Below are 24,188 nucleotides of genomic sequence, written 5' to 3'. Positions count from 1 at the left end.
CCGGAGCCGAAGCCGGTGCAGCGCAAGCCGCAGCCGGCACGGCCGGCCGCACCGGTCGAGGCGGGGCCGCAACAGGCCGCGCCGGCGGCCCCGGCGGCCCCGCGCACGGTGCAGGCCTCGCAACTCGGCTGGCTGGTGCAGCCCAATCCTGCCTATCCGACGCGCTCGCGGCGGGCGGGCGAGCAGGGGACGGCGACGATCCGCGTGCTGGTCGACGTGACCGGCCGGCCGGCCCAGGTGTCGCTGGCTTCTTCGTCGGGCCATGCCGATCTCGACCAGGCGGCGCTGAGCGCGGTCCGCGCCGCGCAGTTCCGACCTTACGTGGAAGGCGGCCTGGCGCAGGCGGTCTGGGTCCACGTTCCGATCAAATTCGTGTTGCAGTAGGAGAGTATCGCATGGGCGACGCATCGGCCCTGGGCTTCGGCCATTTTCTCGCGCAGGCGGACATCGTCGCCCGGATCCTGCTGGGCGTGCTGGCGGTGATGTCGGCGATCTCCTGGTACCTGATCATCTACAAGGGGATCGGGCAGGTCATCCGGCAGAAGCGCAGCCGCCGGTTCCTGACCTTCTTCTGGAGCGCCACGTCGCTCGAGCAGGTGCAGCACGAACTCAGCGTCCACGGGGCGCAGGAGCCGTTCGGCCATCTGACGGCGCATTCGCTGCATGCCCAGGCGCACCATGCGAAGTTCGGCGCGGCCAAGCTCGAGGAGGCGGGCAGCGAGACCGAGTTCCTGACGCGCACGATCAAGAAGGTGCTCGACGAGGAGACGACCTCGCTGGAGAACGGCCTCACCATGCTGGCCACGATCGGGGCGACGGCGCCGTTCGTGGGCCTGTTCGGGACGGTGTGGGGCGTCTATCACGCGCTGGTGGCGATCGGCATGTCGGGCTCGGGGATGCTCGACAAGGTGGCGGGCCCGGTGGGCGAGGCGCTGATCATGACCGGCATCGGCCTGGCGGTCGCGTTGCCGGCGGTCATGGGCTACAACTGGCTGACCCGTTCCAACCGCGTGCTGACGGCGAAGCTCGACGCCTTCGCCTTCGAGCTGCTGACCTTCCTGTCGATGGGCCGCGCGCTGCATGCCGGCCGCAAGCCGGGCGGCGTGCCGCTCGCGGCCGTGAACTGAGGGGGCGGGCAATGGCATTCGGAAGTTTCGAACGCAAGACATCGTCCCAGCCGATGGCCGAGATCAACATGGTGCCGCTGATCGACGTGGTGCTGGTGCTGCTGGTCATTTTCATCGTGACGGCGCCGCTGCTGACCAACGTGGTGAAGCTCGACCTGCCCAAGGCGACGGCCAACGCCGACCTGCAGAAGCCCGAGAAGATCGAGTTTGCGATCGACGCCCAGGGCTCGCTGTTCTGGGGCGGCGAGCGGCTGACCCGGGAGGAGGCGATGGAGAAGTTCGCCGAGGCCGGCCTCAAGCGGCCGCAGCCGGAGGTCTATCTCCGCGCCGACGCCACCGTGCCCTATCGCTACGTCATGGAGACCCTCGCCGACGCCTCCAAGGGCGGCCTCTCAAAGATCGCCTTCGTCAGCGAACCGGCGCGATGAGCCCGGCCGTCACACCTCGTATTCCCGTGTGAGGAACCATGTCCGACTATGTTGCGGGTCCAACGAAGCACGTCGCTTCCGCCGGTCCATCGGCGGAGCAGCCCGCCGGCCGCCTGTACGCACGGCTCTGGCGCTGGCACCTGCTCGCGGCGCTCCTCGTGATCCCGTTCGTGCTCTGGCAAAGCACGACAGGGACCATCTATCTCTGGGCCGAATGGGGAATGGATCAGGCCCATCCCGAACTGCGCTTCGTCCAGCCGGGCGCGGCGACGGTGCCTCCCAGCGTGCAACTTGCCGCGGCGCTCGAGGCGGCGCCCAAGGAATTCTCGGCCAAGCTGACCGGCGGCCATGGCCACGGCGGCGGCGGCGCTCATGACCATGGCGCGATGACGGAGCAGGGCGGCCCGCCGGTGCAGGAGATCATCCTGTCCGACGATCCGCGCCGCAGCACCCAGGTGATGATGCTGAACGAGAGCGGACTGCCGTATCCGATCTTCGTCGACCCCTATAGCGGGCGGGTGCTGGGCTCGTTGACGGGAAGCCAGTGGCTGCCGGGCCTCACCAAAGCCCTGCATGGCGGCTGGCCGCTGGGCAAGCCGGGGAGCTGGCTGCTCGAACTCGCCGACGGCTGGGCGATCTTCATGATCCTCTCGGGCCTCTATCTCTGGTGGCCGCGACAGCGCGGGTTCCTCGCCGCCCTGTGGCCGCGCTTCGACCGGGGCGCGCGCATGGCGGTGCGCGACCTCCATGCCATCGTCGCCGTCCTCTTCTCCGCGGTGTTCCTCTTCTTTCTGATCAGTGCCCTGCCATGGACCGCATTCTGGGGCGGAGAAGTCCTGTCGCGGGTGCAGGCGGCGCTGAATCAGAAAAGCACCGCGGGCTTCTCGCCCGGCGGCGCCTCGGCGCGACAGATGGAGGCCGCGCAGAAGCCGATCGACGATCTCGTGGCAGAGGCGCGGGCCCGCGGCATCAGCCAGGCGCTCAGCGTGCGCCTCGCCCCCTGGCCGGGGGCGCCGCTCTATGTCAGCAACCGTAACGGTCCACCCTCCGCCGACCGGGTGATCCTCGGCAACCCGAAGACGGGAGAGGTCACGCGGGATGCGCTGCGTGCCGACCAGCCCCTGATCCCGCGCATGGTCGGCTTCGGCATTCATGTCCACCAGGGCGACTTCGGCCTGTGGAATCTCTGGATGAACACGGCCTTCGCGTCGTCGCTCGTCTGGCTCACCGTGACCGGTGTCGCCTCTTGGTGGATGCGCAGGCCGCGCGGCGGGCTCGGCATCCCACGCAAGGTCGAGCTGCGGCGGCCGCGGGCGCTGATCGCGACCGCGACCGTGATGTGCCTGCTGCTGCCGATCTTCGGCGCCTCGGTCCTGCTGCTGCTCGGCCTGGAACGTCTGTTGGTGCGTCGCGTGAAGCCTGCCTGATATCATGGCCGTCGGCGACCCCGCGAGGGGGAGAGGCCAGGGGACGGGGCGGCGCGAAGCGTGCGCTAAGCCGCTTCCTTCCACGCGTTATCAACCACGGCGACCACGTCGCGCATGATCTGCGTGAGGTCGAAATCTTTCGGCGTGTAGACGCGTGCCACACCGGCTGCGATGAGCGTAGCGGCGTCGGCGGGCGGGATGATGCCGCCGACCACGACCGGCACGTCGCCGATGCCGGCCTCGCGCATGCCCTTCAGCACATCGCCGACCAGCGAGACGTGGCCGCCGGACAGGATCGACAGGCCCACGACATGCACGCTCTCCTCGAGCGCGGCATTGACGATGCGCTCGGGCGTGAGACGGATGCCCTCGTAGACGACTTCCATGCCGCAATCACGGGCACGCACGGCAATCTGCTCGGCGCCGTTGGAATGACCATCGAGGCCGGGCTTGCCGACCAGCATCTTGATGCGCCGGCCGAGCCGACGGGAGACCGCGTCGACCTCGCGACGGGTCGCTTCGAGACGACCGTCGGTGACGCCCGCGGCGCGGGCCACGCCGGTGGGCGCGCGATATTCGCCGAACACGCTGCGCAGCGCGTCGGTCCATTCGCCGGTCGTGACGCCGGCCTTGGCGCAGTCGATCGAGGCCGGCATTACGTTGCGGTCTTCTTTCGTGGCAGCCACGAGTTCCGCGAGGGCCGCCTTCACCGCGGCCTTGTCACGCGTCGCCCGCCAGGCGTTCAGCCGCTCGACCTGGCCGCGTTCGACCGATTCGTCGACCGTCATGATCGATTCCTGGCCGCCGCCGGAGAGCGGGGAGGCCGCGCCCTCGGTGTAGGCGTTGACACCGACCACTGTCTGCTCGCCCGATTCGATGGCGGCCAGCCGCTTCAGGTTGGATTCGACCAGGCGCTGTTTCATGTAGGCGGCCTCGATGGCCGCCACGGCGCCGCCCATGTCGGCGATGCGGCCCATCTCGGCCAGCGCCTCCTGCTTCAGCGCCTCGACCCGGGCCGCGATCTCCTTGCTGCCGTCGAAGATGTCGCCGTATTCGAGCAGGTCGGTTTCGAAGGCCACGATCTGCTGCAGGCGCAGCGACCATTGCTGATCCCACGGCCGCGGCAGGCCCAGCGCCTCGTTCCACGCCGGGAGCTGCACCGAGCGGGCGCGCGCATTCTTGCTCATCACCACGGCCAGCATCTCGAGCAGGATGCGGTAGACGTTGTTCTCGGGCTGCTGCTCGGTGAGACCGAGCGAATTCACCTGCACGCCATAGCGGAACAGGCGCTGCTTAGGATCGGCGATGCCGTAGCGATTCAGCGTGATGTCTTCCCACATCTCGGCGAACGCCCGCATCTTGCACATCTCGGTAATGAAGCGGATGCCGGCATTCACGAAGAAGGAGATGCGGCCCACCACCTTGGGGAAGTCGGCGTCGGGCACCTGGCCGCGCGCCTTCACCGCGTCGAGCACGGCGATGGCGTTCACCAGCGCGAAGGCGAGCTCCTGCACCGGCGTCGCACCGGCTTCCTGCAGGTGATAGCTGCAGACGTTCATCGGGTTCCACTTGGGAACCTCGCGATAGGTGAAGCCGATCGTGTCGGCGGTCAGCCTCAGCGACGGCTCGGGCGGGAAGATGTAGGTCCCGCGCGAGAGATATTCCTTGATGATGTCGTTCTGCGTCGTGCCCTGCAGCTTCGAGCGTTCGACGCCCTGGGCCTCGGCGGTCGCGATGTACAGCGAGAGCAGCCAGGCCGCCGGCGCGTTGATGGTCATCGACGTGTTCATGCGGTCGAGCGGGATGCCGTCGAACAGGGTGCGCATGTCGCCGAGATGCGAAATCGGCACGCCCACCTTGCCGACCTCGCCCTTGGCCAGCACATGATCGCTGTCGTAACCGGTCTGCGTCGGCAGATCGAAAGCGACACTGAGGCCGGTCTGGCCGCGCGCGAGGTTTGTGCGGTAGAGCTCGTTCGACTTCTCGGCCGTGGAATGGCCAGCATAGGTGCGAATGAGCCAGGGCTTGTCGCGGTTCGGAATTGTCATGTGTGGCGGTTCGCAGGGCTGTTGACGTATTCTTGGGTACACCAGATCATGCTGCGTCGCAGCATCGAAGATTTTGCAGCGCGGCGGAAGGGAAAAGAGGGGATTTGAGCGACGCTTCTTCCCCCTGGGTTCAGGCGGCCGCACAGGCGTCGACAGGAACCTCCAGCCCGACCTCTGTCCCCGGTACACCCTGGAGCCCGGATCTGACCCCGAGCCGCCCGGTCTATGACGGGCGGCTGGGCGAGCTCTATGCCATATACCTTCGCCATCTCGCGATGATGCTGCTGACCCTGGGCTGGTCGCGCTTCTGGGGCCGTACTCGCATCCGGCGCTATGTCTGGAACCATCTCTCGGTGCTGGGCGACCGGTTCGAGTATCGCGGCCGTGGCATCGAGCTGATGATCGGCTTCCTGCTGGCGCTGCTGCTGGTCGCCGCCTGGTCCGGCCTCATGTACCTGGTGTGGCTGTACGTCTTCCACGAGAAGCCGTTCGCCAGCTTCGGCCTGTTCGACCTGTTTTCGTTGTCGGTCGTCCTGATCGGCTTTCCGCTGGCCTATGTCGGCCACTATGCCGGCCTGCGCTACAAGCTCTCGCGCACCCGCTGGCGCGGCATCCGGTGCGGCATGGCGGGCTCGGCCTGGGGCTACGGCGCCACCGCGACCTTCCTGCAGTTTGCCAATGCGATGACCGCCTACCTGCTGACGCCGGTCGTGTCGGTGAACCTCGCGCGCCCGCGCATCGTCAACACCCGCGTCGGCACGCAGGGGTTCACCTTCGCCGGCCGCGCGGGCGACATCTACGGCCGCTATCTCGGCTACTACTTCCTGAACATCCTGGCCTGGGTCGCAGCAGCCGTCGCCACCTTCATGGCGGTCGGCGGTACGCTCGAGACGCTGGGCGTCTCCTCCGACGACTTCCTGAAGCTGTTCGCCCATCCCAGCCTGCACACCGTCGTCGTGCTGCTGCTCGTCGCCTTCGGCGCCTATATCCTGTTCGGGCTGCTCATCCTGCCGTTGCGCTGCTGGTGGCAGGCCTATCTCATGCGCTACCTCGTGACCCACAGCCGTGCCGGCAACGTGCTGTTCGCCACCGCCATTTCGACCTGGCAGATGTGGGGATTCCTTGTTCTGAACTACCTGATCGTGCTGCTGACCCTGGGCATCGGCTGGCCATGGGTGATGCACCGCACAATGAAGCTGATCGCGGGCCAGCTCTGGATCTATGGCGCACCGCAGGGCAGCGAGATCCGGCAGCCGGCCGATCGCGGGCCGGGCTATGGCGAGGGCCTGCTCGACATGTTCGACGTGAGCGGAGTCTGACGATGGCCGCCCGCTACTACGACGGTATGACCGCCGACGTGCAGGAAGTGATGCTGAAGTTTACCAGCCACGAGCTGCTGATCCACCGGCCGGCGGAATCCGCCGTCCTTGCACGCTGGCCGGTCGCCGACATGGTGGTGTTGGGCGATTCGCACCATGAGGCCGTGCCGCCGCTCGCGCTTCGCGGCAGCGACGCGCGGCTGGTGGTCGAGGATCCGGCCTGGCGGGCGCAGCTCGTCTCGCTGGTGCCGGCGCTGAAGCCGCTGGCGCTCGAACCGGTGAAGGTCGCGCCGCGCCTCGGCGCCTATTCGCTGGCGATCGTCGCTCTGGTCGGTCTCTTCTGGAGTGCGGTGGAGTACGGCACCGAATATGCCGTTCCGCTGCTGCCCTACACGCTGCAGGCCAAGCTGGGCGAGTCCGTGCTGGACGAGCTGCTGGCCGACAAGGAGACCTGCCAGGGCCGGGTGGGCCTCGCGGCGATCAACCGGCTGGCCAACGACCTCGCCAAGGAGGCCGGCTACAAGCACGAAGTCACGGTGCACATCGTCGAGGGCGGGCCGGTCAATGCCTTCACCCTGCCGGGCTCGATCCTCGTCTTCTATTCGGACCTGATCACCCAGGCCAAAGACAGTTCGCAGGTCGCGGGCGTGCTGGCGCACGAAATCGGCCATGTCGTGCACGACCACCCGATCAAGGGCGTGGCGCGCGCCTACGGCATCGACCTTCTGTTCAAGGTCCTGACCGGTGGCTACTCGGACATATTGAGCACGTTCGGCACCGGCGGCGGTGCGTTGCTGGCGATGCGCAACGGCCGGGCCTTCGAGCGCGAGGCCGACGCCACCGGCGTGCGCCTGCTCGAACAGCGCGGCCTGCGGGCCGACGGCGTCTCGACCTTCTTCGAGCAGATGCTCGAGAAGGAGCCATCGGACGCTGCCAGCGCCGCCGGTATCTGGTCGAGCCACCCGCCGACGCGGGAGCGCATCGAGGCAACGAAGCGTCCCGCCACCGGCCGCCCGGCCTTCAGCGCCGCCGAGTGGCAGGCGCTCCGGAACGTCTGCAAGTAGCGGTCGGTCAGGTCATGGATCTCCACGTCGTTCTCGCTACCTGCGCCGATGACCCCGGCATCACCGCGTCGGACCGGCTCTACGCCGACGCGCTCGAGCGGCACGGATGTCGCGTGGCAGGCGCGCCTTGGGACGGGCCGCGCGAGGCGTTCGCCGGCGCCGATGCCGTCGTGCTGCGCTCGACCTGGGGTTACTTTCGCGCGCTCGACGATTTCAAGGCATGGACCGAGGCGATGGCGGCGGCGACACGGTTGTTCAATTCCATCGAACTGGTGCGCTGGAACCTGCGCAAGGACTATGTGGAGAAGCTCGCGGCGGCGGGCGTGCGCGTGCCGCGAAGCTTTGTCGTGCCCTGCGAGGTGCCGGCGATCGGCCGGGTCTTCGACGAAACCGGTTGGGCGCAGGCCGTCGTGAAGCCCGCCAGCGGCGCGTCGGGCCATTCGGTCGAGCTTCTGCAGCGCGCGACCTTGGCCGGGCAGGTGGCGGGCCTTGCCGACGAGGCGCGCCAGGCGGGCGTCGTGGTGCAGGAGTTCCTGCCGGAGATCGCCGAGGGCGAGTTGTCGCTGATCTATTTCGACGGTGTCTTCAGCCACGCGATCCGCAAGCGGCCACCACCTGGCGAATTCCGCTCCAACTCACGCTACAAGCCGACGCGCACCGCCGAGACGCCGCCGGCTGCCGTCACGCATCAGGGCGCGGACTGCCTCGCGACCCTGCCCGAGATGCCGCTCTACGCCCGCGTGGACGGTGTCGTGCGCGACGGCGTGCTGATCGTGATCGAGGTCGAGGTGCTGGAGCCGGCGTTGTTCATGGAGTTCGACCCGCTCTCGGCGGAACGCTTCGCCGAGGCGACGCTGAAGCGCCTCGCCTAGAGCCGGGCGACACCGCCGGCCACAAAGGCGAGATGCGTCCCATCGGAAAGCCACGCCAGCAACGCTGCCACCATGCGGCGACAGATGATGTGCGATATCGCCGAAACAAAGGCGCGGCATCGCGCATGTGAAACGTATCGCCGCTGCGTCAGGTATCGCACCACACCGCGTCGCGACGACGCGGAACCACATTGCTGCCAACTTTCCGACTAATTCTCCCGACGCGCCGACGCAGGCTCAGCGTCTCGCATCTTCCCAACCCCTGTCCTCGAGGACCTCCCAGGAATGCCCAATCCCCAGGCTTTCATGGCACAGCGCCCCTTTGAACAGATTCGTCCCGCGGTTTCGGCGGGGCGCCCCTGGAAGAACGTCGGAATGTGTTTCGGCAGTCTGGTGGTCGTGGCGATGGTCAGCTTCTTGGCGCTGCCGGCGAAGAGGGCATCCCAGGGAGTGGCCGCCGAACTCGACCTCCATCCCGAGTCGGGAACGACGGTGGCGCTGATGGCGATGCCGAAAGCATCGGACATGCCGCTGGAGATGCCAGTGACCGACATCGCGACGGTGCTGCCGCATCCCGACATGGCGGATCCCGCGCCGCCGGACTTCGGACCGCCGCATGTCGAAGCCGCGATCGAACTGCAGAAGGGTGATACGGTCGCCCGCGTTCTCGACCGGCTGGGCATCGAGGCCGCCGAGGTCGCCGAGATCGTGGAAGTCCTGGCCGATCGCGTGCGCCTGGATCGCCTGCCGATCGGCCAGGCCCTGATCGTCAAGCTGCAGCGTCTGCACGAGGAAGAGAAGCCGACGGTTCTGGTCGGCCTGTCGATCCGTCCCGAGCCGCAGCGTGCGTTCAACGTCGAGCGCGACGACGACGGCGGCTACAGCATGGAGGAGGAGGTCTTCGAGGTCGCGCCGAGGCTGATGCGCGCCTCGGGTGAGGTCGACGGATCGGTGATCGCCAGCGCCGAGGCCGCCGGGGTACCGCACGGGCCTCTGGCGGAGATGCTGCGCGCCTTCTCGTGGGACGTGAACTTCCAGCACGACATCAAGCCCGGGGACCGGTTCGACGTGCTGGTCGAACGCTCATGGACCAGCGATGGAAAGCCGGCCGATGACGGCCGCGTGCTGTGGGCCGAAATCACCACGGGCGGCGGCGCCGAGACCTACAGCATCTACCGGTTCAAGCCGCGCGACGGGGAGGAGTTCTTCTACAGCCCCGAGGGCGAGAGTGTGGTCAAGGCGCTGTTGCGCACGCCACTGAACATGAGCCGGATTTCGTCGCGCTTCGGCCTGCGGCGCCATCCGGTCCTGAAGTTCACGCGACTGCATTCCGGTGTCGACTTCGCCGCACCGCCCGGCACGCCCATTCTCGCCGCCGGCGCCGGACACGTGATCGAGGCCGGTCGGTTTGGCGGCTACGGCAACTGGGTCAAGATCGGGCACGAAGGCAGTCTCGCCACCGGCTACGCGCACATGTCGCGCATCGCCCCGGGCGTGAAGCGTAGTGCGCGCGTGCGCCAGGGCCAGGTGATCGGCTATGTCGGCAGCACCGGCCTCTCGACCGGGCCGCACCTGCATTTCGAGCTGCATCGCGGGGGCCGCCCCATCGATCCGCTCACCATGGCCCGCACCGCGCAGCGCACGCGTCTCGCCGGCAAGGATCTGGAAAACTTCAAGGTCCAGATCGCCGAAACGGATCGCGTCCGTGAGACCGCCGTCACGCTTCGCAGTGAAGACAGCAACTGACGGCAGCTCATGGCCAGGACCGCCGCCCTCTGCCTGCTCCTGTTGGCCGCTTCGGCGGTGATGCAGGCGGGCGGCGCGGCGCGTGCGTCGGATTGCGAAGGCGGCGTCCTCGACGGCGGCGAGGGCGGCGTGAACGTGCTGGTCTACCAACTCTGTGCCGACCGCCTGACGGTGGGCTTCCGCGACAGCGAGGTGATCGAGGAGATCACCTGTGGACCGGCCGGGAGCGTCCATCTCTGGATGTCGACCGATCATGAGATCTGCGGTTCGCCGCCCGCCCCCGACGTCCCCAAGGTCTACGATCTCCTGGAGCCGCTGCGCGGTGTCGGCGGGACGTCCTCGGCGCCGGTCGCGAAGCGCGTCACCTGCGGCGGAACCTCAGGCCGCGCCACGGCCGTCGTGTCGGACGCACGGGCCGCGCTTCTCGCGACGAGAACCGGCGACACGGTCTACGAGCAGGTGAGCCGGCGGTTCATCGCGCAGTGTATCGGACCATCGGCATAGGCGCGCCCTGCAGCCGTTCCTATCCGTTCGTCATTTGCCGCGGCAGGACCGTGACGATGTCAGGAAAGAGCGTGATGAGGGCCACGCCGAGACAGAGCAGGGCGAAGAACGGGGCGGTGGCCTTCGTCACGGTCCAGATGTCGCGGCCGGTGAGGCTTTGGAGCACGTAGAGATTGAAGCCGACCGGCGGCGTGATCTGCGCCATCTCGACGACCAGGACGATGTAGATTCCGAACCACAGCGGGTCGATCTGCTGGGCGGTGACCATCGGCAGCACGACGGGCGCCGTCAGAACGATCATGGAAACGCCGTCGAGGAAGCAGCCCAGCACGATATAGAGCAGGGTCAGCAGGAAGATCAGCCCATAGGGCGTGAGACCCAGCCCGTTGACCCAGGCTGCCATGGTCGCCGGCAGGCCGGTGAAGGCCATCGCCATGGTGACGAAGGCGGCGCCGACCAGGATCAATCCGATCATACAACTGGTCCGGACCGCGCCCAACAGGCTCTCCTTGAACGTTGCCCAGGAGAGGGAACCGGTGACCGCCGCGAGGATGAGGGCACCGATCACGCCCATGACGGCAGCCTCCGTGGGCGTCGCGACGCCGCCATAGATCGAGCCCAGCACGGCGACGATCAGCAGGATGACCGGAATCAGGCGGCGCGCGTTCCAGATCTTCTCGCCGAAGGACATTCGCGGATCTGCGGGCGGCACCTTGGTCGGATTGAGAAGCGACCAGCCCGCCGTGTAGGCCATGAACAGGCCGATCATCATGAAGCCGGGCAGGAAACCGGCAATGAACAACCGCCCGATCGAGACCTGCGCTGTGATTCCGTACACGATCATCATGATCGAAGGGGGAATCAGGAGCCCGAGCGTCCCGGAGCCGGCCAGGGTCCCGATCGCCATGCCCTCATGGTAGCCGCGCTTGCGCAGCTCCGGCATGCTCATGCGGCCGATCGTGGCGCAGGTGACGGCCGACGAGCCGGAGACCGCAGCCATGACACCGCAGCCCAGGATGTTGACGTGCAGCAGCCGGCCCGGAAGCCAGCCGAGCCAGGGGGCCAGCCCCTTGAACATGTCCTCCGACAGTCGCGACCGAAACAGGATCTCGCCCATCCAGATGAAGAGCGGCAGGGCGGTCAGCGCCCATCCCCAGCTCGAGTCCCAAATCGTACTGGCGAGAAGCGATCCTGCGGGCGCCGGCGTGAAGAAGAACAGGGCGACGAAGCCGACGACGACGAGACTGATGCCGATCCACACACCGCTCGCGAGCAGCAGGAAGAGGGTGCCCAGAACCGTCAGGGCGAGAATGGCCTCGCCGCTCATCGCGTGGTCGCCTTTGCTGCGCCAGCCGCTTCGAGTTCGTCGCCGATGGCCTGTGCCTCCGCATCGGCAAAATCCGGGATCCTGCCGCCAAGGGTCTGAACCAGCTCGTCGACCAGGCCGATCGTCATGATCGAAGCGCCGAGGGCCATGCCGAGTTGCGGGATCCAGAAGGGCACTGCCATGAGGCCGGGGCTGGTATCGCCGAACAGGAAGGAATCGTAAGCCATCAGCCAGGCATTGACCGAGACATAGGCGACGGCGGCCGCTCCAAGGGTGCAGCACCAGATCTCCACACGCCGTCGATTCGGCGCCGAGAGCTTTCCGACCAGGAGATTGACCCGGATATGCGCACCGGCTTTCAACGTGTAGGCCAGGCCGAAGAACGTCGACGCCGCCATGCAGAAGCCTGAGACTTCGGTGGCGTCGAAGGCGAAGTTGAGGAAGCGCCCCGCAATCTGCAGGAGGATCGTGACGCCGATCATCATCAGGAAGAAAGCGGAGAGTAGTCCGCTCGAGCTGTAGAGAATATCCAACGCACGCCGCATCACATCACCATCATCTAGACGAACGCCGGGCTGCAGCAGGCAGCCCGGCGCCTCAGGACGTCAGTTGGTCTTCTGACCGGACATATAGGCGGTGAGAACCGCGACGGCCGCGGGGCTCGCCGTCGCCTTCCACTCGTCGGCCATCTGGACGCCGACCTTCTTCATGGCGGCGAGCACCGCCGGTGGCCCTGCGGTAACCGTCATGCCGTTCTTCTTCAGGACGGCTGCCTTCTCGTCACCGGCCGCCTTGCTCATCTCCCAGGACCGCTTGGTGTAGGCCGCTGCCGCGTCCATGACGACCTTCTGATCCGCCGCCGGCAAAGCGGCGAAGGCTCGCTTGCTGAAGATCAGCGCATTCTTCGTCAGGATCGCGCCGACATCGGTGAAATACTTGGTGTTGTCCCAGGCTTGGATGTCGACCCCGGTCTGGGCGCTGGTGAACAGCGCTTCGATCAGGCCGGTGGAGAAGGCCTGTGGAATTTCGGCGAAGGGCAGGATCGTCGCGTTGAATCCCAGCAGGGTCGCCATCTTCTGGGTCGCCGTCGAATAGATGCGGATCTTCTTGCCCTTGAAGTCCTCGACCGAGTTGACCGGCGTCTTGGTGTAGAAGCCCTGGCTCGGCCAAACCTGGTAGCCCGAGATCACCATGCCGGCCTTGTCGAACAGGCCCTTGAAATACGGGTCCTGCAGTTCCATCAGCTTCCACGCTTCCTCGTAGGTCGAAGCCACGAAGGGAACGCCGTCGAGGATGAACATCGGGTCCTCGTTGCCGTAGACGCCGAGGCGGATCTCGCCGCCCTGCACCTGTCCGCGCTGGACCGCCGACTTGATGCTGTCGAGCTTGATCAGGCTGTCGTTGGTGTGGAGCGTGATCTTGAGCTTGCCCGCGGTGCCCTTCTCCACGTCCTCGACCCATTTGCGCAGGTTCTGGGTCAGGAAGTTGTTCTCGGGGTAGCCGCTGGCCATGATCCACTGCGTCTGCGCACTGGCCGTACTCGCCAGCGCAAGGCTTGCGCCCACGGCGGCAGCGGCCAGCTTCATTGCGGAAATCCTCGATATCAAGCTCATCCCTGTCCCCTGTTCCCCGGTGATAACTGCCAGAGTGTCTGCAACTTCCATGCCATCAGGGCGAGCACCTCGTCGTCAGACGACTCTCCGGGCCGGTAATTCCAGGCGGCGCGTGGTCCCGACCGCTTCGAGGAAGGGCTCGTCATGGCTGACCACCAGCAGCGCGCCGTCATAGGCACGCAGCCCGGCCTCGACCGTTTCGGTCGACCCGATGTCGAGATGGTTGGTCGGCTCGTCGAGGATCAGGAATGGCGGCGGCCTGGTGCCGCCCAGCACGCAGGCGAGGCCGGCACGCAGCATCTGGCCGCCACTCAGCGTCGACACCATCTGCAACGCCGCATCGGCGCGGAACATGAATCGGGCGAGGGCGGCGCGGCAGGCGTTCTCGTCGGCCTCTGGATTGAGCCGCAGGAAGTTGTCACGGATCGACAGAGTCGGATCGAGCAGGCTCACCTGCTGGTCGAGCATCGCGACGTCCGTGTGCAGCCGTGCGTTGCCCGACCGCGGGACGAGCTTGCCGGCGACGAGTGCGAGCAACGTTGATTTGCCCGACCCGTTCGGTCCGGTGAGCGCCACGCGCTCCGGGCCGGTGAGGGTGAAGGAGAGGCCCTCGATGATCGCGGCGTCCGTTCCATAGCCCGCGCTTACTGAGTCGAGACGCAGCACAGTCCGGCCGGCGGGCAGGCCCGTCGAGGGCAAGACCATCGACAGCGGCTGCAGGATCTCGATCCGCTGCCGCGCGGCGGCGGCGTCCTCGACGGCCTGCGTCCGTCGCCGCTCGGCGACACGCGCATTGTCGCCCGAGGTGGCCTCGGCGCGGCTCCGTCGCGCCCCGGCCAGGATGCGGGGCATGTCACCCTTCGCCCGCTTGCGCTGGCCGGCGCCATCCTTGCGCGCCTTGCGCTCGGACGTCGCCTGCGCCGCGCGAGTCACTTCGGCCACGCGGCGGTCGGCATCGGCAAGGTCGTGTCGTGCGGCAGCCAGCTCCTGCGACTTGCGCTCGCGATAGTGACTCCAGTTGCCGCCATAGCGCGTGACGCCGAGCGACGTCATCTCGACGATGGCGTCCATCGTCTCCAGCAGCTCGCGATCGTGGCTGACGACGATCGCCCCGGATCGCCATGTCGACAGAAGTTCGACCACGGCCGCGCGCCCCTCGCGATCGAGATTGTTGGTGGGCTCGTCCAGCAGGATGAAGTCCGGTTCGGCGAGGACAAGGGCGCACAAGGCGGCGCGCGTACGCTGCCCGCCGGAGAGTGTCGACAGCAGCGTCGCAGGCTCGGCGACGAGCCCGACACGACCGAGCGCCGAGGCGATGCGCGCTTCGAGGGTCCAGTCGGCCGAAGCCAGCTCGTCGGCGGTGGCCTTGCCATTCTCGGCGCGGCGCAGCACGTCGAGAGTCCCGGCCACGCCCATCAGGTCGGCCACCGTTTCGTCGGGAGCGACCTGCACGGTCTGCCTCAGGACACCGAGCGTGCCGGTCGTCGACACCGTTCCCGCATGCGGCGGCAGCCTGCCGGCAACGATCTCGAGCAGCGTCGTCTTGCCGACGCCGTTGCGGCCGACCAGGCCGGTGCGGCCGCCGTCGAAGCTCAGATCCAGATTGGCGAAGAGGGTGCGGCCGTCAGCCGTGGTCGCGGCGAGGCCGGAAAGCCTGATGGAAGGCATGGAAATGGAATCCCCTGATGGCAAGGCGGGCAGGCATTGCAGTCAGGTGGAAATCCATTGTGCTGCGGTCCATTTCTGTGGGCGACGGTCGCTAGGTAGTCGCGACCGTCGCGCGAATCAAGGAAGCACGTGGTCAGCCCTTGAGGCGCTGGCCACCGATGCGATGGTCCTTCAGGACCTCCGGACGGAAGGCCAGTCCGTGGCCGGGGCGTTCCGGCGGCGACATGGTGCCGTCCTGCGCGGGCAGGACCGGCTCGATCCAGAGATCGTCGTTCCAGTCCATGTATTCGAGGTAGCTGGCGTTGGGGATCGAGGCCAGGACATGGACCATCTGCTCGTGGAACAGGTGCGGCGCGAGCCGGATGCCGTAGGGCTCCGCCATCGATGCGATCTTGCGCAGCTCCGAGTAGCCGCCGCGCATAGGGTCGGGCTGCAGGATCGGCGTGCCGGGATGCTCGAAGAAGGGCCGGAGGTCGTTCCTCATGAAGTGGCTCTCGCCGCCGACCACGCGCGTCTTCAGCGCTGCGGCGATGCGGCGATAGCCCGCGAAGTCCTCGGCGACGACCGGCTCCTCGAGCCAGTAGGGATCGAACTCGTCGATGCGGTGGCCGGCCTGGATCGCGGTGTCGGCGTCCCAGCCCATGTTGACGTCGATCATGATCTCGATGCCGTCGCCCATCGCCTCGCGCATCGCTCTCACGTTCTCGACGTCCTCGCGCCACGGCCGGATGTGCGCCACCTGCATCTTGATGGCCTTGAGTCCCTGGGCGGTGAACTCCTTCGCTCGGCTGATCATGCCGTCGCGGCCGAGGCCCCGGAAACAGCCCGACCCGTAGGCCGGGATCTTCGTGCGTGCGGCGCCCCACAGGCGGAACAGCGGCAGGCTGGCGCGCTTGCCCACGATGTCCCACAGCGCCATGTCGACGGCGCTCTGGGCGACCAGGGTGACGCCCATGCGGCCCAGCCAGAAATTGTTCTTGTAGAGGGTCTGCCAGATGCCCTCGATCTCGGTGGCATCGCGGCCGATCACGTAGGGCGCGACCAGCTCCTTCATGCAGGCGTCCAGCGTGTGCAGCCCGCCATGAAGCGGCATCAGGTAGCTCATGCCGACCAGCCCGCCCTGCGTCTCGATCTCCAGCACGAAGATCTCGCGCGGCCCCGGCGCCAGGATGCCGGCGGCGGGGGGCGAAGACCGCCACGGCACCTGCAGGAGCGTCGTGCGCAGTTCGGTGATGGTGGTGGCGGTGGTCATGGCGTTTCTCCGAGCGATTGAGTGAGCGACTTCTAGTTGGCGTCGCCGGGAAGGACCGGCGGCGCGCCGAAGGGCCGGTTGATGACGGTCTGCGCCTCTGGACTCGCGAACACTCTATTGCGCTGGTAACCGGTCCGCTCCTTCAGAATGCCGAGTTCCACTAGCCGGTTGGTGGCTTCGAGAGCGACCGGCTGGCTGACGTCCAGCAGCGCCATCAGCCGCTTGGTCGTCACGATGGGATAGTGTGGAAGGATCGAGAGCGCCCGCAGGGCCGCCGAGCCTGCACGGAGTCTCTGTCGTCCTCTCCAGATTTCGCTCAGTCGTGCCAGCGCATCGCGCGTAACGACGAGTTCCTCCACGGTACTGACAATGGCCTTGGACAGGAAAGCGACGCCCAGGGCCCAGTCGAGTCGCTGCTGGGCAGCCTTGAGCGACGCATAGTAGTCGTCTTTGTGAGCTTCGATATAGGGCGAGAGATACAGGGGAGTCTGACCGCCGGCCGCCATCATGAGCGGCAGGAGCAGACGTCCGACGCGGCCGTTGCCGTCGTGAAAGGGATGGATGGCTTCGAAATGCGCGTGGGAAATTGCCATGCGCGTGACGAGATGCTGGTTGACCGTCTGCGCGCCGTTGCAGCGGAGATAGTCGATGGTCTCCGCAAGCGACCGGGATATGTCTCCCGGGGGCGCCGGATTGTAGGTGGAGTTCGCGATGTTTCCACCGCCGCCAATCCACACCACGTTCTTTCTAAGGACGCCAGGTTCGTCCTGATAGGTCGAATCGCTGGCCATGACGTTGCGATGGAGATCACGGATCAACTCAACGGTGAAGACCTCCGGACCTCGTTCTGCTGCGTGGGGGATTATGGTTTCCAGCAGACGGGCATAGTCGCGAACCTGGGCCGTTGCGTCCGTGACCGCCTGACCATCGTCGAGGTCCCGTTCTTCCATGTTCAACAGCTCGTCCAAGGTGCTGTTGGTGCCTTCGATGGCGGAACTGCTCACGGCCTCGCGCCTCGTGAGAATGCGGCTGACGATGAAGGGGTCCTTCAGCTCAGCGGCGAGAGTATTGACCCTGCCCAAAGCCTCGGACGCTGCGCGCAGGTGGGGCAGGGCTGTAGACAGCGCTATTGCTTCTTCCGGCGGCGGCAAGGGAACCACGCCGTAGTGGGACTCGAACGGCCTGGGGAGCTTTTTCAACTGGCGTTGGACCGGCCCGCTTAGATCACTTCTGCGCACGGCAAACCTATGCAAGGGCGAGCGTAATTGTTCTTAAATAGGTTTAAATACATAACCCTATTTAAGGAAGAGAAAAATAGGCGCTTATATAGGGTTGGCTGGGGGCGTATGGTCCCGGCCCTTCGAAAAGGCCGAGCCATGACGTCATCCAACCGAGTCTATCTCTTCGATACCACCCTGCGGGACGGGGCCCAGACGCAGGGCGTCGATTTCACTGTGGCCGACAAGGCCGCGATCGCGCGCGAGCTCGACCGGTTGGGCGTCGATTACATCGAGGGCGGCTGGCCGGGGGCCAATCCGACCGACGACCGGTTCTTCGCCGATCCGCCGGAGTTCCAGAACGCCAAGTTCGTGGCTTTCGGCATGACCCGCCGGGCCGGCCGCAGCGCTGCCAACGATCCCGGCCTCGCCGCGATCCTGCAGACCAGGGCGCGCAACGTCTGCATGGTCGGCAAGACCTGGGACTTCCATGTCGACGTGGCGCTCGAGGTCGACCGGACCGAATATCTCGAGATGATCTCCGATTCGCTCGCCTATGCGAAGACGCGCATGGACGAGACGATGTTCGACGCCGAGCACTTTTTCGACGGCTACAAGGCCAATCCCGACTATGCCATGGCCTGCCTCGCCGCTGCCGAGAAAGCGGGCGCACGCTGGCTGGTCCTCTGCGACACCAACGGCGGAACCCTGCCGCACGAGATCGAGCGCATCGTGGGCGAAGTCGTCAAGAAGATCCCAGGCGACCGGCTGGGCATCCATACGCACAACGACACCGAGAACGCCGTGGCCAACTCGCTGGCCGCGGTGCGCGCCGGCGTGCGCCAGGTCCAGGGCACGATCAACGGTCTGGGCGAGCGCTGTGGCAATGCCAACATGATTTCGCTGATCCCCAACCTCGTGCTGAAGATGGGCTTCGACACCGGGTTGAAGGACGGGGCGTTGCAGCGGCTCACGCACCTCTCGCGCCTGCTCGACGACCGCCTGAACATGCCGACCAACCGCAGCGCAGCCTATGTCGGCACGCGCGCCTTCGCCCACAAGGGCGGCCTGCATGTATCCGCCGTCGAGAAGGACCCCAGGACCTACGAGCATGTCGACCCGGAAGTCGTCGGCAACCAGCGCATCATCGTGGTCAGCGACCAGGCCGGCCGTTCCAACATCATGGCGCGCTTCCGCCAGATCGGCCTCGAGGTCGATCCCAAGCACCCCGGCGTCGCGCGCCTGCTGGAGATCGTGAAAGACCGCGAATCCGAGGGCTATGCCTATGATGGCGCGGACGCGAGCTTCGAGCTGCTGGCGCGGCACGAGTTGCAGACCGTGCCCGACTACTTCGCCCTGCAGAGCTTCCGCGTGCTGGCGGAGCGGCGGGTCAATGCGCGCGGCCAGACCGTGGCGCTGTCGGAGGCGACGGTGAAGCTCGACATCGCCGGCCGACGCGCGATGGAAGTGGGCGAGGGCAACGGCCCCGTGAATGCGCTCGATGCTGCGCTGCGAAAGGCGCTCGTGCCGCTCTATCCCGAGCTGGAGGACATGCGGCTGGTCGACTTCAAGGTCCGCATCCTCGATTCGGCAGGCGGTACGGCGGCGACGACCCGCGTCATGATCGAGAGTGCGGATGCGAAGGGACGGCGCTGGAGCACGATCGGCGTGTCGCCCAACATCGTCGACGCCTCCTACAACGCGCTCTACGACGCCATCACCTACAAGCTCTTCCGCGATGGCGCTCGCCCGGCCCAGCCTGCCTAGCAGCACCTCCGGCGCAGCCGGCGTAGCTGCCATGTCGCACCTGCCGGTTGACCTTGGGTAGAGTGGGGCAGACCATATAAGCGTGCGAGACGGAGAGCATCTGGACACCCAGACACCGCCCATCGCGGCGGCCGTCCTGCGCCGTCCGCGATTCGGCGTCCGCATGTTCGCGCGCGCCTTCATGTGGGCGCTGCCGGCGATCGTGCTGGCCGCCACGCTGCTGGTCTGGCTGGCCTCGGGCGGCACGGTCACCACCGATAATGCCTATGTGAAGGGCGATCGTGCCCAGATCGCGACCCAGCTTTCCGGCCTCATCGTCGAGGTGCCGGTGCAGGAGAACGAGAGGGTCTCGCGTGGCCAGCTCCTGTTCAGGCTCGACGACCAGTCCTATCGCCACGCGCTCAGCCGCATCGAAGCCGAGACCGAGACCGTGCGCGCCGAGATTCGCGGCCTGCGCGCCCAGTGGCGGACCAAGCGCGAGGAGATCAAGGCGGCGCTCAGCCAGCAGACCTTCGCACAGGCCGAATTCGACCGGCAGTCGGAGCTGGCCGAGAAGAAGGTCGTCTCCACCGCCAAGCTCGAGGAGGCCCGCATGGGCCTCGACGTCGCACGTCAGCGCATCTCCGCGGCCCAGGAGGATCTGCAGCGCATCGAGGCGGCGCTGGCCGGCGATCCCAAGATTCGCGCCGACAACCATCCGCGCGTGCGCCAGATGATGGCGATGCGCGAGGAGGCACTGCTGCAACTGCGCCGAACCACGATCGAATCGCCGATCGACGGCATCGTCAGCAAGCGACCGGTGCCGGGAAGCTATGCCACCGCCGGCGTGCCGGTGATGGTGGTGGTGGCCGACACCGATCTCTGGATCGAGGCCAACTTCAAGGAGACCGAGCTCACGCGCGTGCGGGCGGGCCAGAAGGTGCTGATCCATGTCGACACCTATCCGGAGTCCGAATGCTGGGGCACGGTGTCGAGCATCTCGCAGTCGACCGGCGCGGAGTTCGCCGTGCTGCCGCCGCAGAACGCCACCGGCAATTGGGTGAAGGTGGTCCAGCGCATTCCCGTCCGACTGTCGGTCGCCTGCCGCGAGGGCGATCCGCCGCTCAGGGTCGGCATGAGCACAACGGTCGGGGTCGAGACCGGCCACACGCGCTCGCTCGCCAGCCTGTGGGCGGGATGGGCCAAGTCGCTCGGCCTCTCGAGCGCGTCCGCTTCGCCCAAGCCCTAGCCGATGGCGCCGGCCGTCGACCCGGCGGTGCTGCGCCGCCGCCGCCTGATCACCTTCACGGTGATGGCCGCCACCATCATGCATGCGCTCGACGGCACCATCGCCAACGTGGCGCTGCCGTCGATCCAGGGATCGCTGTCGGCGACGCAGGAACAGGTCTCGTGGGTCGTCACCTCCTACATCGTGGCATCCGCCATCCTGACGCCGCTGGCCGGCTTCTGCGCCATGCGGTTCGGGCTGCGCCGGACCTTGGCGACCTGCGTGATCGGCTTCACCATCGTGTCGATGATGTGCGGCGCCGCGCAGACGCTCGACCAGCTCGTCCTGTTCCGCGCCCTGCAGGGCGGGTTTGGCGCGGCCCTGGTGCCGGTTTCGCAGGCCATCATGATGGACACCTATCCGCGCGAGGAGCAGGGCAAGGCGATGGCCATGTGGGGCGTCGGCACGATGCTCGGCCCCATCGCGGGACCCTCGCTGGGCGGTTGGCTGACCGATGAATTCTCGTGGCGCTGGGTGTTCTACGTGAACCTGCCGGTCGGCATCCTGTGCGCGGTCGGCATCCTCGCCCTCGTGCGCGACAACGTGCACGGCGCGCCGCGGCGCTTCGACCTGCTGGGCTTCACCCTGCTCGCAGTCGCCATCGGCTCGTTCCAGCTCATGCTCGATCGCGGGCACATGCTCGACTGGTTCGACTCGGTCGAGATCATCGGCGAGACGCTGGTGGCCGCCGTGGCGTTCGCCATGTTCATCATTCACATGATGACGGACCGGCAGCCGTTCCTGTCGCGCGAGCTGTTCCTCGACCGCAACCTCACGGTCGGCCTCAGCTTCACCGCCCTGGCCGGCCTCCTGCTGATCGTGACGGCGACCCTGATGCCGCCCTTCCTGCAGCAGCTCATGGGCTATCCCGTTTTCACGACCGGCGTGGTGCTGGCACCACGCGGCGCCGGGATGATGGTGTCGATGATGATGGTGTCGCGCCTGATCGGCCGCGTCGATGCGCGCCTGCTGATCGGCATCGGCTTCGCGCTGGCGGCGCTCTCGCTCTACGACATGACGCTGTTCAACCTCAACGTCAGCGAGTCGCGCATCATCTGGAACGGCGTCCTGCTGGGCTTCGGTCTCGGCCTTGTCTTCCCGCCGCTCACCGTTCTCACCTTCGCCACCCTGCCGCAGCGCCTGCGCACCGAGGGGGCCGCGGTGAACGCGCTGCTGCGCAACCTGGGCGCCAGCATCGGCATCGCCGTTCTGGTCTCGATGCTGGCCAGCAACACCCAGCAGAACCGCGCCGACATGGTGGAGAAGTTCACGCCCTATCATCCGGGCTGGCCGATGAACCCCGCCGGGGTCAGTCTCGACCCCACGCAGCTTGCGATCTGGGACGGCGAGATCACCCGGCAGGCCGCGCTGATCGGCTACCTGAACGACTTCCGCATCATGATGATCTGCTCGCTGGTGCTGATTCCGCTCCTCTTCTTCATGCGTCGCCCGCCCCTTATCGCCGGCCGCTGACCACGCTATTAGGTCGGCATGGGACGCGCATCGAAGGGCCGCGACGTCGACGCCGCCACACCGGCGGTCGTCCTCGTGCGCCCGCAACTCGGGGAGAACATCGGCATGGCGGCACGCGCCATGCTGAATTGCGGCCTGTCGACTCTCAGGCTGGTCGCGCCGCGCGACGGCTGGCCCAACGAGCGGGCGCAGCGCGCCGCCTCGGGCGCCGACATCGTGCTGGAGAAGGCCGAGGTCTTCGACACTGTGGGCGAGGCGGTCGCCGACCTCGAACGGGTGGTCGCCACGACGGCGCGCAATCGTGAACTGGTGCAGCGCATCGTGACGCCGCGCCAGGCCGCGACCGAGATGCATGGCTGGATCGGCCGGGGGGAACGCGTCGGTATCCTGTTCGGGCCCGAGCGGACCGGTCTCGAGAATGACGACATGGTCCATGCCGATACCGCCCTCTCGATCCCGCTCAATCCGCAATTCTCGTCGCTCAACATGGCGCAGGCGGTGCTGTTGGTGGCCTATGAATGGACAGCTGCCGGCGACCAGACGCCGCCCGAGCGGCTTTCCGACCACGCCGCCCGGCCGGCGACCAAGGAGGAACTGCAAAGCCTCTTCGACCATCTCGAGCGTGCGCTCGACCAGTCGGGCTTCCTGCGGAACAAGGAGATGCGGCCGTCCATGGTGCTCAATCTCAGGGCGCTGCTGCAGCGCGCGGAGATGACAGAGCAGGAGGTGCGCACCTTCCACGGCGTCATCAAGTTCCTGTCCAAGAAACAGCACAAGGAATAGCCATGTCCACCACCGCCAAGATCACCTGGGTCGACGGCGCGCTGCTGGTCGCCGAAGGCGGCAGCGGCCATACGATCACCATGGACGGCGCCGCCGAGATCGGAGGCCACAATCTCGCCTCCCGACCCATGGAGGTCCTGCTGATGGGGATGGGCGGCTGCACCGCCATCGACGTCGTCTCGATGCTGAAGAAGCAGCGCCAGGACATCGAGGGGGTCGAGGTCTCGCTGGTCGCCGAGCGGGCCGAGGACCATCCCAAGGTCTATACCTCGGTGAAGCTGGTCTACACGGTGCGGGGCCGGAAGCTGAACAAGGCGCTGGTCGAACGCGCGGTCAGCCTGTCGGACGAAAAGTACTGCTCGGCCACCGCCATGGTGAAGAAATCCGCCGCCGTGACCCACGAAGTCGTGCTGGTCGAGATCTAAGTGGTTGATCTGGAAGGATTAACGCCTGCTTGACTGGCCGGAAACGGCCGGTATGTTCCGCGCTTCTTCCGGAGAACGTGGTTGAGAGCCGTTCGGGCTCTCCTCCCGCCCCGACTTTTGTGTCGGACCAAGGCCTATCCGGACAACACCGCGTACCCGCGAAGCGGGGCGCATAATGACGGAGTGCAGCGTGAGCAAGCGCGCAAATTCGAAGTACAAGATCGACCGACGCCTCAGGGTCAACCTTTGGGGCCGTCCCAAGAGCCCGCTCAACAAGCGTGAATATGGTCCCGGCCAGCATGGCCAGGGTCGCACCAAGCCGACCGACTACCGCCTCCAGCTCATGGCCAAGCAGCGCCTCAAGGGCTACTACGGCTCGGTCAGCGAGCGTCAGCTCCGCCGCTATTATGCCGAAGCCGTCCGCCGCAAGGGCGACACCGGCGAGAACCTGGTCGAGCTGCTTGAGCGCCGGCTGGACGCGGTGATCTACCGCATGAAGTTCGCCATCACCGTCTTCGCCTCGCGCCAGCTGGTCAGCCACGGCCACGTCAAGGTGAACGGCCGCCGCGTCAACATCGCGTCGTATCAGGTCAAGGACAACGACGTCATCGAGCTGACCTCCAAGGCCAGCCAGATGGAGCGGGTTCTCGAGGCGACGCAGACCGCCGAGCGCGACGTGCCGGAGTATGTGACGGCCGATCACAAGGACATGAAGGGCACGTACGTTCGCGGGCCGAAGCTGGCCGACGTGCCGTACCCGGTCCAGATGGAGCCGTCGCTGGTCGTCGAGTATTACAGCCGCTGAGCGGCCGACCCTGGAACTGACGAAGAACCCGCCCGATCGTGGCGGGTTTTTTGCAT

Annotated in this window: 22 protein-coding genes; 15 read left to right on the top strand and 7 right to left on the bottom strand. The window is 66.8% G+C overall.

What is annotated here, in order from left to right:
- The 4 genes from Q7V45_RS04095 to Q7V45_RS04080 form a co-directional block, all read left to right on the top strand.
- Nucleotides 1–384, top strand: a 384-nt coding sequence (locus tag Q7V45_RS04095; protein WP_304847401.1) for an energy transducer TonB, incomplete at its 5' end; no start/stop codon positions are given.
- 11 nt (nt 385–395) lie between these two features.
- Nucleotides 396–1,127 carry a MotA/TolQ/ExbB proton channel family protein gene (locus Q7V45_RS04090; RefSeq protein WP_304847398.1) on the top strand — a complete coding sequence of 244 codons (732 nt, stop codon included), beginning with the start codon at nt 396–398 and terminating at the stop codon, nt 1,125–1,127.
- Nucleotides 1,128–1,138: 11 nt separating this feature from the next.
- Entirely contained in the window at nt 1,139–1,555 is a 417-nt protein-coding gene (locus Q7V45_RS04085) for a biopolymer transporter ExbD (protein WP_304847395.1), read from the top strand.
- Between the two features lie 38 nt (nt 1,556–1,593).
- Nucleotides 1,594–2,982: a PepSY domain-containing protein gene (locus Q7V45_RS04080; protein WP_304847392.1), complete on the top strand. Its 1,389-nt coding sequence runs from the start codon at nt 1,594–1,596 to the stop codon at nt 2,980–2,982.
- Nucleotides 2,983–3,047: 65 nt separating this feature from the next.
- Here Q7V45_RS04080 and Q7V45_RS04075 read toward each other — a convergent pair whose 3' ends face one another.
- The gene (locus Q7V45_RS04075; protein WP_370692555.1) at nt 3,048–5,072 is read right to left on the bottom strand and encodes a methylmalonyl-CoA mutase family protein; all 2,025 of its coding nucleotides are present in this window, start codon (nt 5,070–5,072) and stop codon (nt 3,048–3,050) included.
- A gap of 62 nt (nt 5,073–5,134) precedes the next feature.
- Here Q7V45_RS04075 and Q7V45_RS04070 point away from each other — a divergent pair, with 62 nt between their 5' ends.
- The 5 genes from Q7V45_RS04070 to Q7V45_RS04050 all read left to right on the top strand — a co-directional run bounded on the left by Q7V45_RS04070 (nt 5,135) and on the right by Q7V45_RS04050 (nt 10,535).
- Nucleotides 5,135–6,349, top strand: a complete 1,215-nt coding sequence (locus tag Q7V45_RS04070; protein WP_304847386.1) for a YjgN family protein — start codon at nt 5,135–5,137, stop codon at nt 6,347–6,349.
- 2 nt (nt 6,350–6,351) lie between these two features.
- Nucleotides 6,352–7,413: a M48 family metallopeptidase gene (locus tag Q7V45_RS04065; protein WP_304847383.1), complete on the top strand. Its 1,062-nt coding sequence runs from the start codon at nt 6,352–6,354 to the stop codon at nt 7,411–7,413.
- 14 nt (nt 7,414–7,427) lie between these two features.
- A complete protein-coding gene (locus tag Q7V45_RS04060; RefSeq protein WP_304847380.1) occupies nt 7,428–8,285 on the top strand; it encodes a RimK family alpha-L-glutamate ligase in 858 nt (285 codons plus the stop codon).
- Nucleotides 8,286–8,660: 375 nt separating this feature from the next.
- Nucleotides 8,661–10,031 carry a peptidoglycan DD-metalloendopeptidase family protein gene (locus Q7V45_RS04055; protein ID WP_304847377.1) on the top strand — a complete coding sequence of 457 codons (1,371 nt, stop codon included), beginning with the start codon at nt 8,661–8,663 and terminating at the stop codon, nt 10,029–10,031.
- 9 nt (nt 10,032–10,040) lie between these two features.
- On the top strand, nt 10,041–10,535 hold the full coding sequence (locus Q7V45_RS04050; RefSeq protein ID WP_304847373.1) for a hypothetical protein: 495 nt from the start codon (nt 10,041–10,043) through the stop codon (nt 10,533–10,535).
- 19 nt (nt 10,536–10,554) lie between these two features.
- On the opposite strand, the gene Q7V45_RS04045 is transcribed toward Q7V45_RS04050, so the two are convergent.
- The 6 genes from Q7V45_RS04045 to Q7V45_RS04020 all read right to left on the bottom strand — a co-directional run bounded on the left by Q7V45_RS04045 (nt 10,555) and on the right by Q7V45_RS04020 (nt 17,594).
- Nucleotides 10,555–11,862, bottom strand: a complete 1,308-nt coding sequence (locus Q7V45_RS04045) for a TRAP transporter large permease (protein ID WP_304847370.1) — start codon at nt 11,860–11,862, stop codon at nt 10,555–10,557.
- Nucleotides 11,859–12,407, bottom strand: coding sequence for a TRAP transporter small permease (locus Q7V45_RS04040; RefSeq protein WP_304847367.1), 549 nt, complete (start codon nt 12,405–12,407; stop codon nt 11,859–11,861). The genes Q7V45_RS04045 and Q7V45_RS04040 overlap by 4 nt, the downstream gene beginning before the upstream one ends.
- A gap of 60 nt (nt 12,408–12,467) precedes the next feature.
- Nucleotides 12,468–13,448 (bottom strand): TRAP transporter substrate-binding protein, encoded by a 981-nt coding sequence (locus Q7V45_RS04035; RefSeq protein ID WP_304847364.1) that lies wholly within the window; start codon nt 13,446–13,448, stop codon nt 12,468–12,470.
- Between the two features lie 102 nt (nt 13,449–13,550).
- The gene (locus tag Q7V45_RS04030) at nt 13,551–15,143 is read right to left on the bottom strand and encodes an ABC-F family ATP-binding cassette domain-containing protein (protein ID WP_304847361.1); all 1,593 of its coding nucleotides are present in this window, start codon (nt 15,141–15,143) and stop codon (nt 13,551–13,553) included.
- 133 nt (nt 15,144–15,276) lie between these two features.
- Complete coding sequence (locus tag Q7V45_RS04025; RefSeq protein ID WP_304847358.1) at nt 15,277–16,395, bottom strand: mandelate racemase/muconate lactonizing enzyme family protein; 1,119 nt, start codon at nt 16,393–16,395, stop codon at nt 15,277–15,279.
- 32 nt (nt 16,396–16,427) lie between these two features.
- Complete coding sequence (locus Q7V45_RS04020) at nt 16,428–17,594, bottom strand: Fic family protein (RefSeq protein ID WP_304847355.1); 1,167 nt, start codon at nt 17,592–17,594, stop codon at nt 16,428–16,430.
- A 177-nt stretch (nt 17,595–17,771) separates the two neighbouring features.
- Here Q7V45_RS04020 and cimA point away from each other — a divergent pair, with 177 nt between their 5' ends.
- The 6 genes from cimA to rpsD all read left to right on the top strand — a co-directional run bounded on the left by cimA (nt 17,772) and on the right by rpsD (nt 24,132).
- Entirely contained in the window at nt 17,772–19,379 is a 1,608-nt protein-coding gene (gene cimA, locus Q7V45_RS04015; RefSeq protein ID WP_304847352.1) for a citramalate synthase, read from the top strand.
- A gap of 82 nt (nt 19,380–19,461) precedes the next feature.
- The gene (locus Q7V45_RS04010; RefSeq protein ID WP_304847349.1) at nt 19,462–20,607 is read left to right on the top strand and encodes an HlyD family secretion protein; all 1,146 of its coding nucleotides are present in this window, start codon (nt 19,462–19,464) and stop codon (nt 20,605–20,607) included.
- Between the two features lie 3 nt (nt 20,608–20,610).
- Entirely contained in the window at nt 20,611–22,119 is a 1,509-nt protein-coding gene (locus Q7V45_RS04005) for a DHA2 family efflux MFS transporter permease subunit (protein ID WP_304847346.1), read from the top strand.
- 18 nt (nt 22,120–22,137) lie between these two features.
- Nucleotides 22,138–22,902 (top strand): RNA methyltransferase, encoded by a 765-nt coding sequence (locus Q7V45_RS04000; protein ID WP_304847343.1) that lies wholly within the window; start codon nt 22,138–22,140, stop codon nt 22,900–22,902.
- A gap of 2 nt (nt 22,903–22,904) precedes the next feature.
- A complete protein-coding gene (locus Q7V45_RS03995; protein ID WP_304847340.1) occupies nt 22,905–23,327 on the top strand; it encodes an OsmC family protein in 423 nt (140 codons plus the stop codon).
- Between the two features lie 190 nt (nt 23,328–23,517).
- Nucleotides 23,518–24,132: a 30S ribosomal protein S4 gene (gene rpsD, locus Q7V45_RS03990; RefSeq protein ID WP_298317368.1), complete on the top strand. Its 615-nt coding sequence runs from the start codon at nt 23,518–23,520 to the stop codon at nt 24,130–24,132.
- Nucleotides 24,133–24,188 lie beyond the last annotated feature (56 nt).

The organism is Reyranella sp. (genome assembly GCF_030651995.1).
Taxonomy (GTDB): domain Bacteria; phylum Pseudomonadota; class Alphaproteobacteria; order Reyranellales; family Reyranellaceae; genus Reyranella.
This window is presented reverse-complemented; position numbering and strand designations above follow the sequence as displayed.

What these genes read in the sequence shown, in the direction of transcription:
- Q7V45_RS04090 (WP_304847398.1), top strand. Translation starts at nt 396, where the DNA reads ATGGGCGACGCATCGGCCCTGGGCTTCGGCCATTTTCTCGCGCAGGCG.
- Q7V45_RS04085 (WP_304847395.1), top strand. Translation starts at nt 1,139, where the DNA reads ATGGCATTCGGAAGTTTCGAACGCAAGACATCGTCCCAGCCGATGGCC.
- Q7V45_RS04080 (WP_304847392.1), top strand. Translation starts at nt 1,594, where the DNA reads ATGTCCGACTATGTTGCGGGTCCAACGAAGCACGTCGCTTCCGCCGGT.
- Q7V45_RS04065 (WP_304847383.1), top strand. Translation starts at nt 6,352, where the DNA reads ATGGCCGCCCGCTACTACGACGGTATGACCGCCGACGTGCAGGAAGTG.
- Q7V45_RS04060 (WP_304847380.1), top strand. Translation starts at nt 7,428, where the DNA reads ATGGATCTCCACGTCGTTCTCGCTACCTGCGCCGATGACCCCGGCATC.
- Q7V45_RS04055 (WP_304847377.1), top strand. Translation starts at nt 8,661, where the DNA reads ATGTGTTTCGGCAGTCTGGTGGTCGTGGCGATGGTCAGCTTCTTGGCG.
- Q7V45_RS04050 (WP_304847373.1), top strand. Translation starts at nt 10,041, where the DNA reads ATGGCCAGGACCGCCGCCCTCTGCCTGCTCCTGTTGGCCGCTTCGGCG.
- Q7V45_RS04045 (WP_304847370.1), bottom strand. Translation starts at nt 11,862, where the DNA reads ATGAGCGGCGAGGCCATTCTCGCCCTGACGGTTCTGGGCACCCTCTTC.
- Q7V45_RS04040 (WP_304847367.1), bottom strand. Translation starts at nt 12,407, where the DNA reads ATGCGGCGTGCGTTGGATATTCTCTACAGCTCGAGCGGACTACTCTCC.
- Q7V45_RS04035 (WP_304847364.1), bottom strand. Translation starts at nt 13,448, where the DNA reads ATGAAGCTGGCCGCTGCCGCCGTGGGCGCAAGCCTTGCGCTGGCGAGT.
- Q7V45_RS04030 (WP_304847361.1), bottom strand. Translation starts at nt 15,143, where the DNA reads ATGCCTTCCATCAGGCTTTCCGGCCTCGCCGCGACCACGGCTGACGGC.
- Q7V45_RS04025 (WP_304847358.1), bottom strand. Translation starts at nt 16,395, where the DNA reads ATGACCACCGCCACCACCATCACCGAACTGCGCACGACGCTCCTGCAG.
- cimA (WP_304847352.1), top strand. Translation starts at nt 17,772, where the DNA reads ATGACGTCATCCAACCGAGTCTATCTCTTCGATACCACCCTGCGGGAC.
- Q7V45_RS04005 (WP_304847346.1), top strand. Translation starts at nt 20,611, where the DNA reads ATGGCGCCGGCCGTCGACCCGGCGGTGCTGCGCCGCCGCCGCCTGATC.
- Q7V45_RS04000 (WP_304847343.1), top strand. Translation starts at nt 22,138, where the DNA reads ATGGGACGCGCATCGAAGGGCCGCGACGTCGACGCCGCCACACCGGCG.
- Q7V45_RS03995 (WP_304847340.1), top strand. Translation starts at nt 22,905, where the DNA reads ATGTCCACCACCGCCAAGATCACCTGGGTCGACGGCGCGCTGCTGGTC.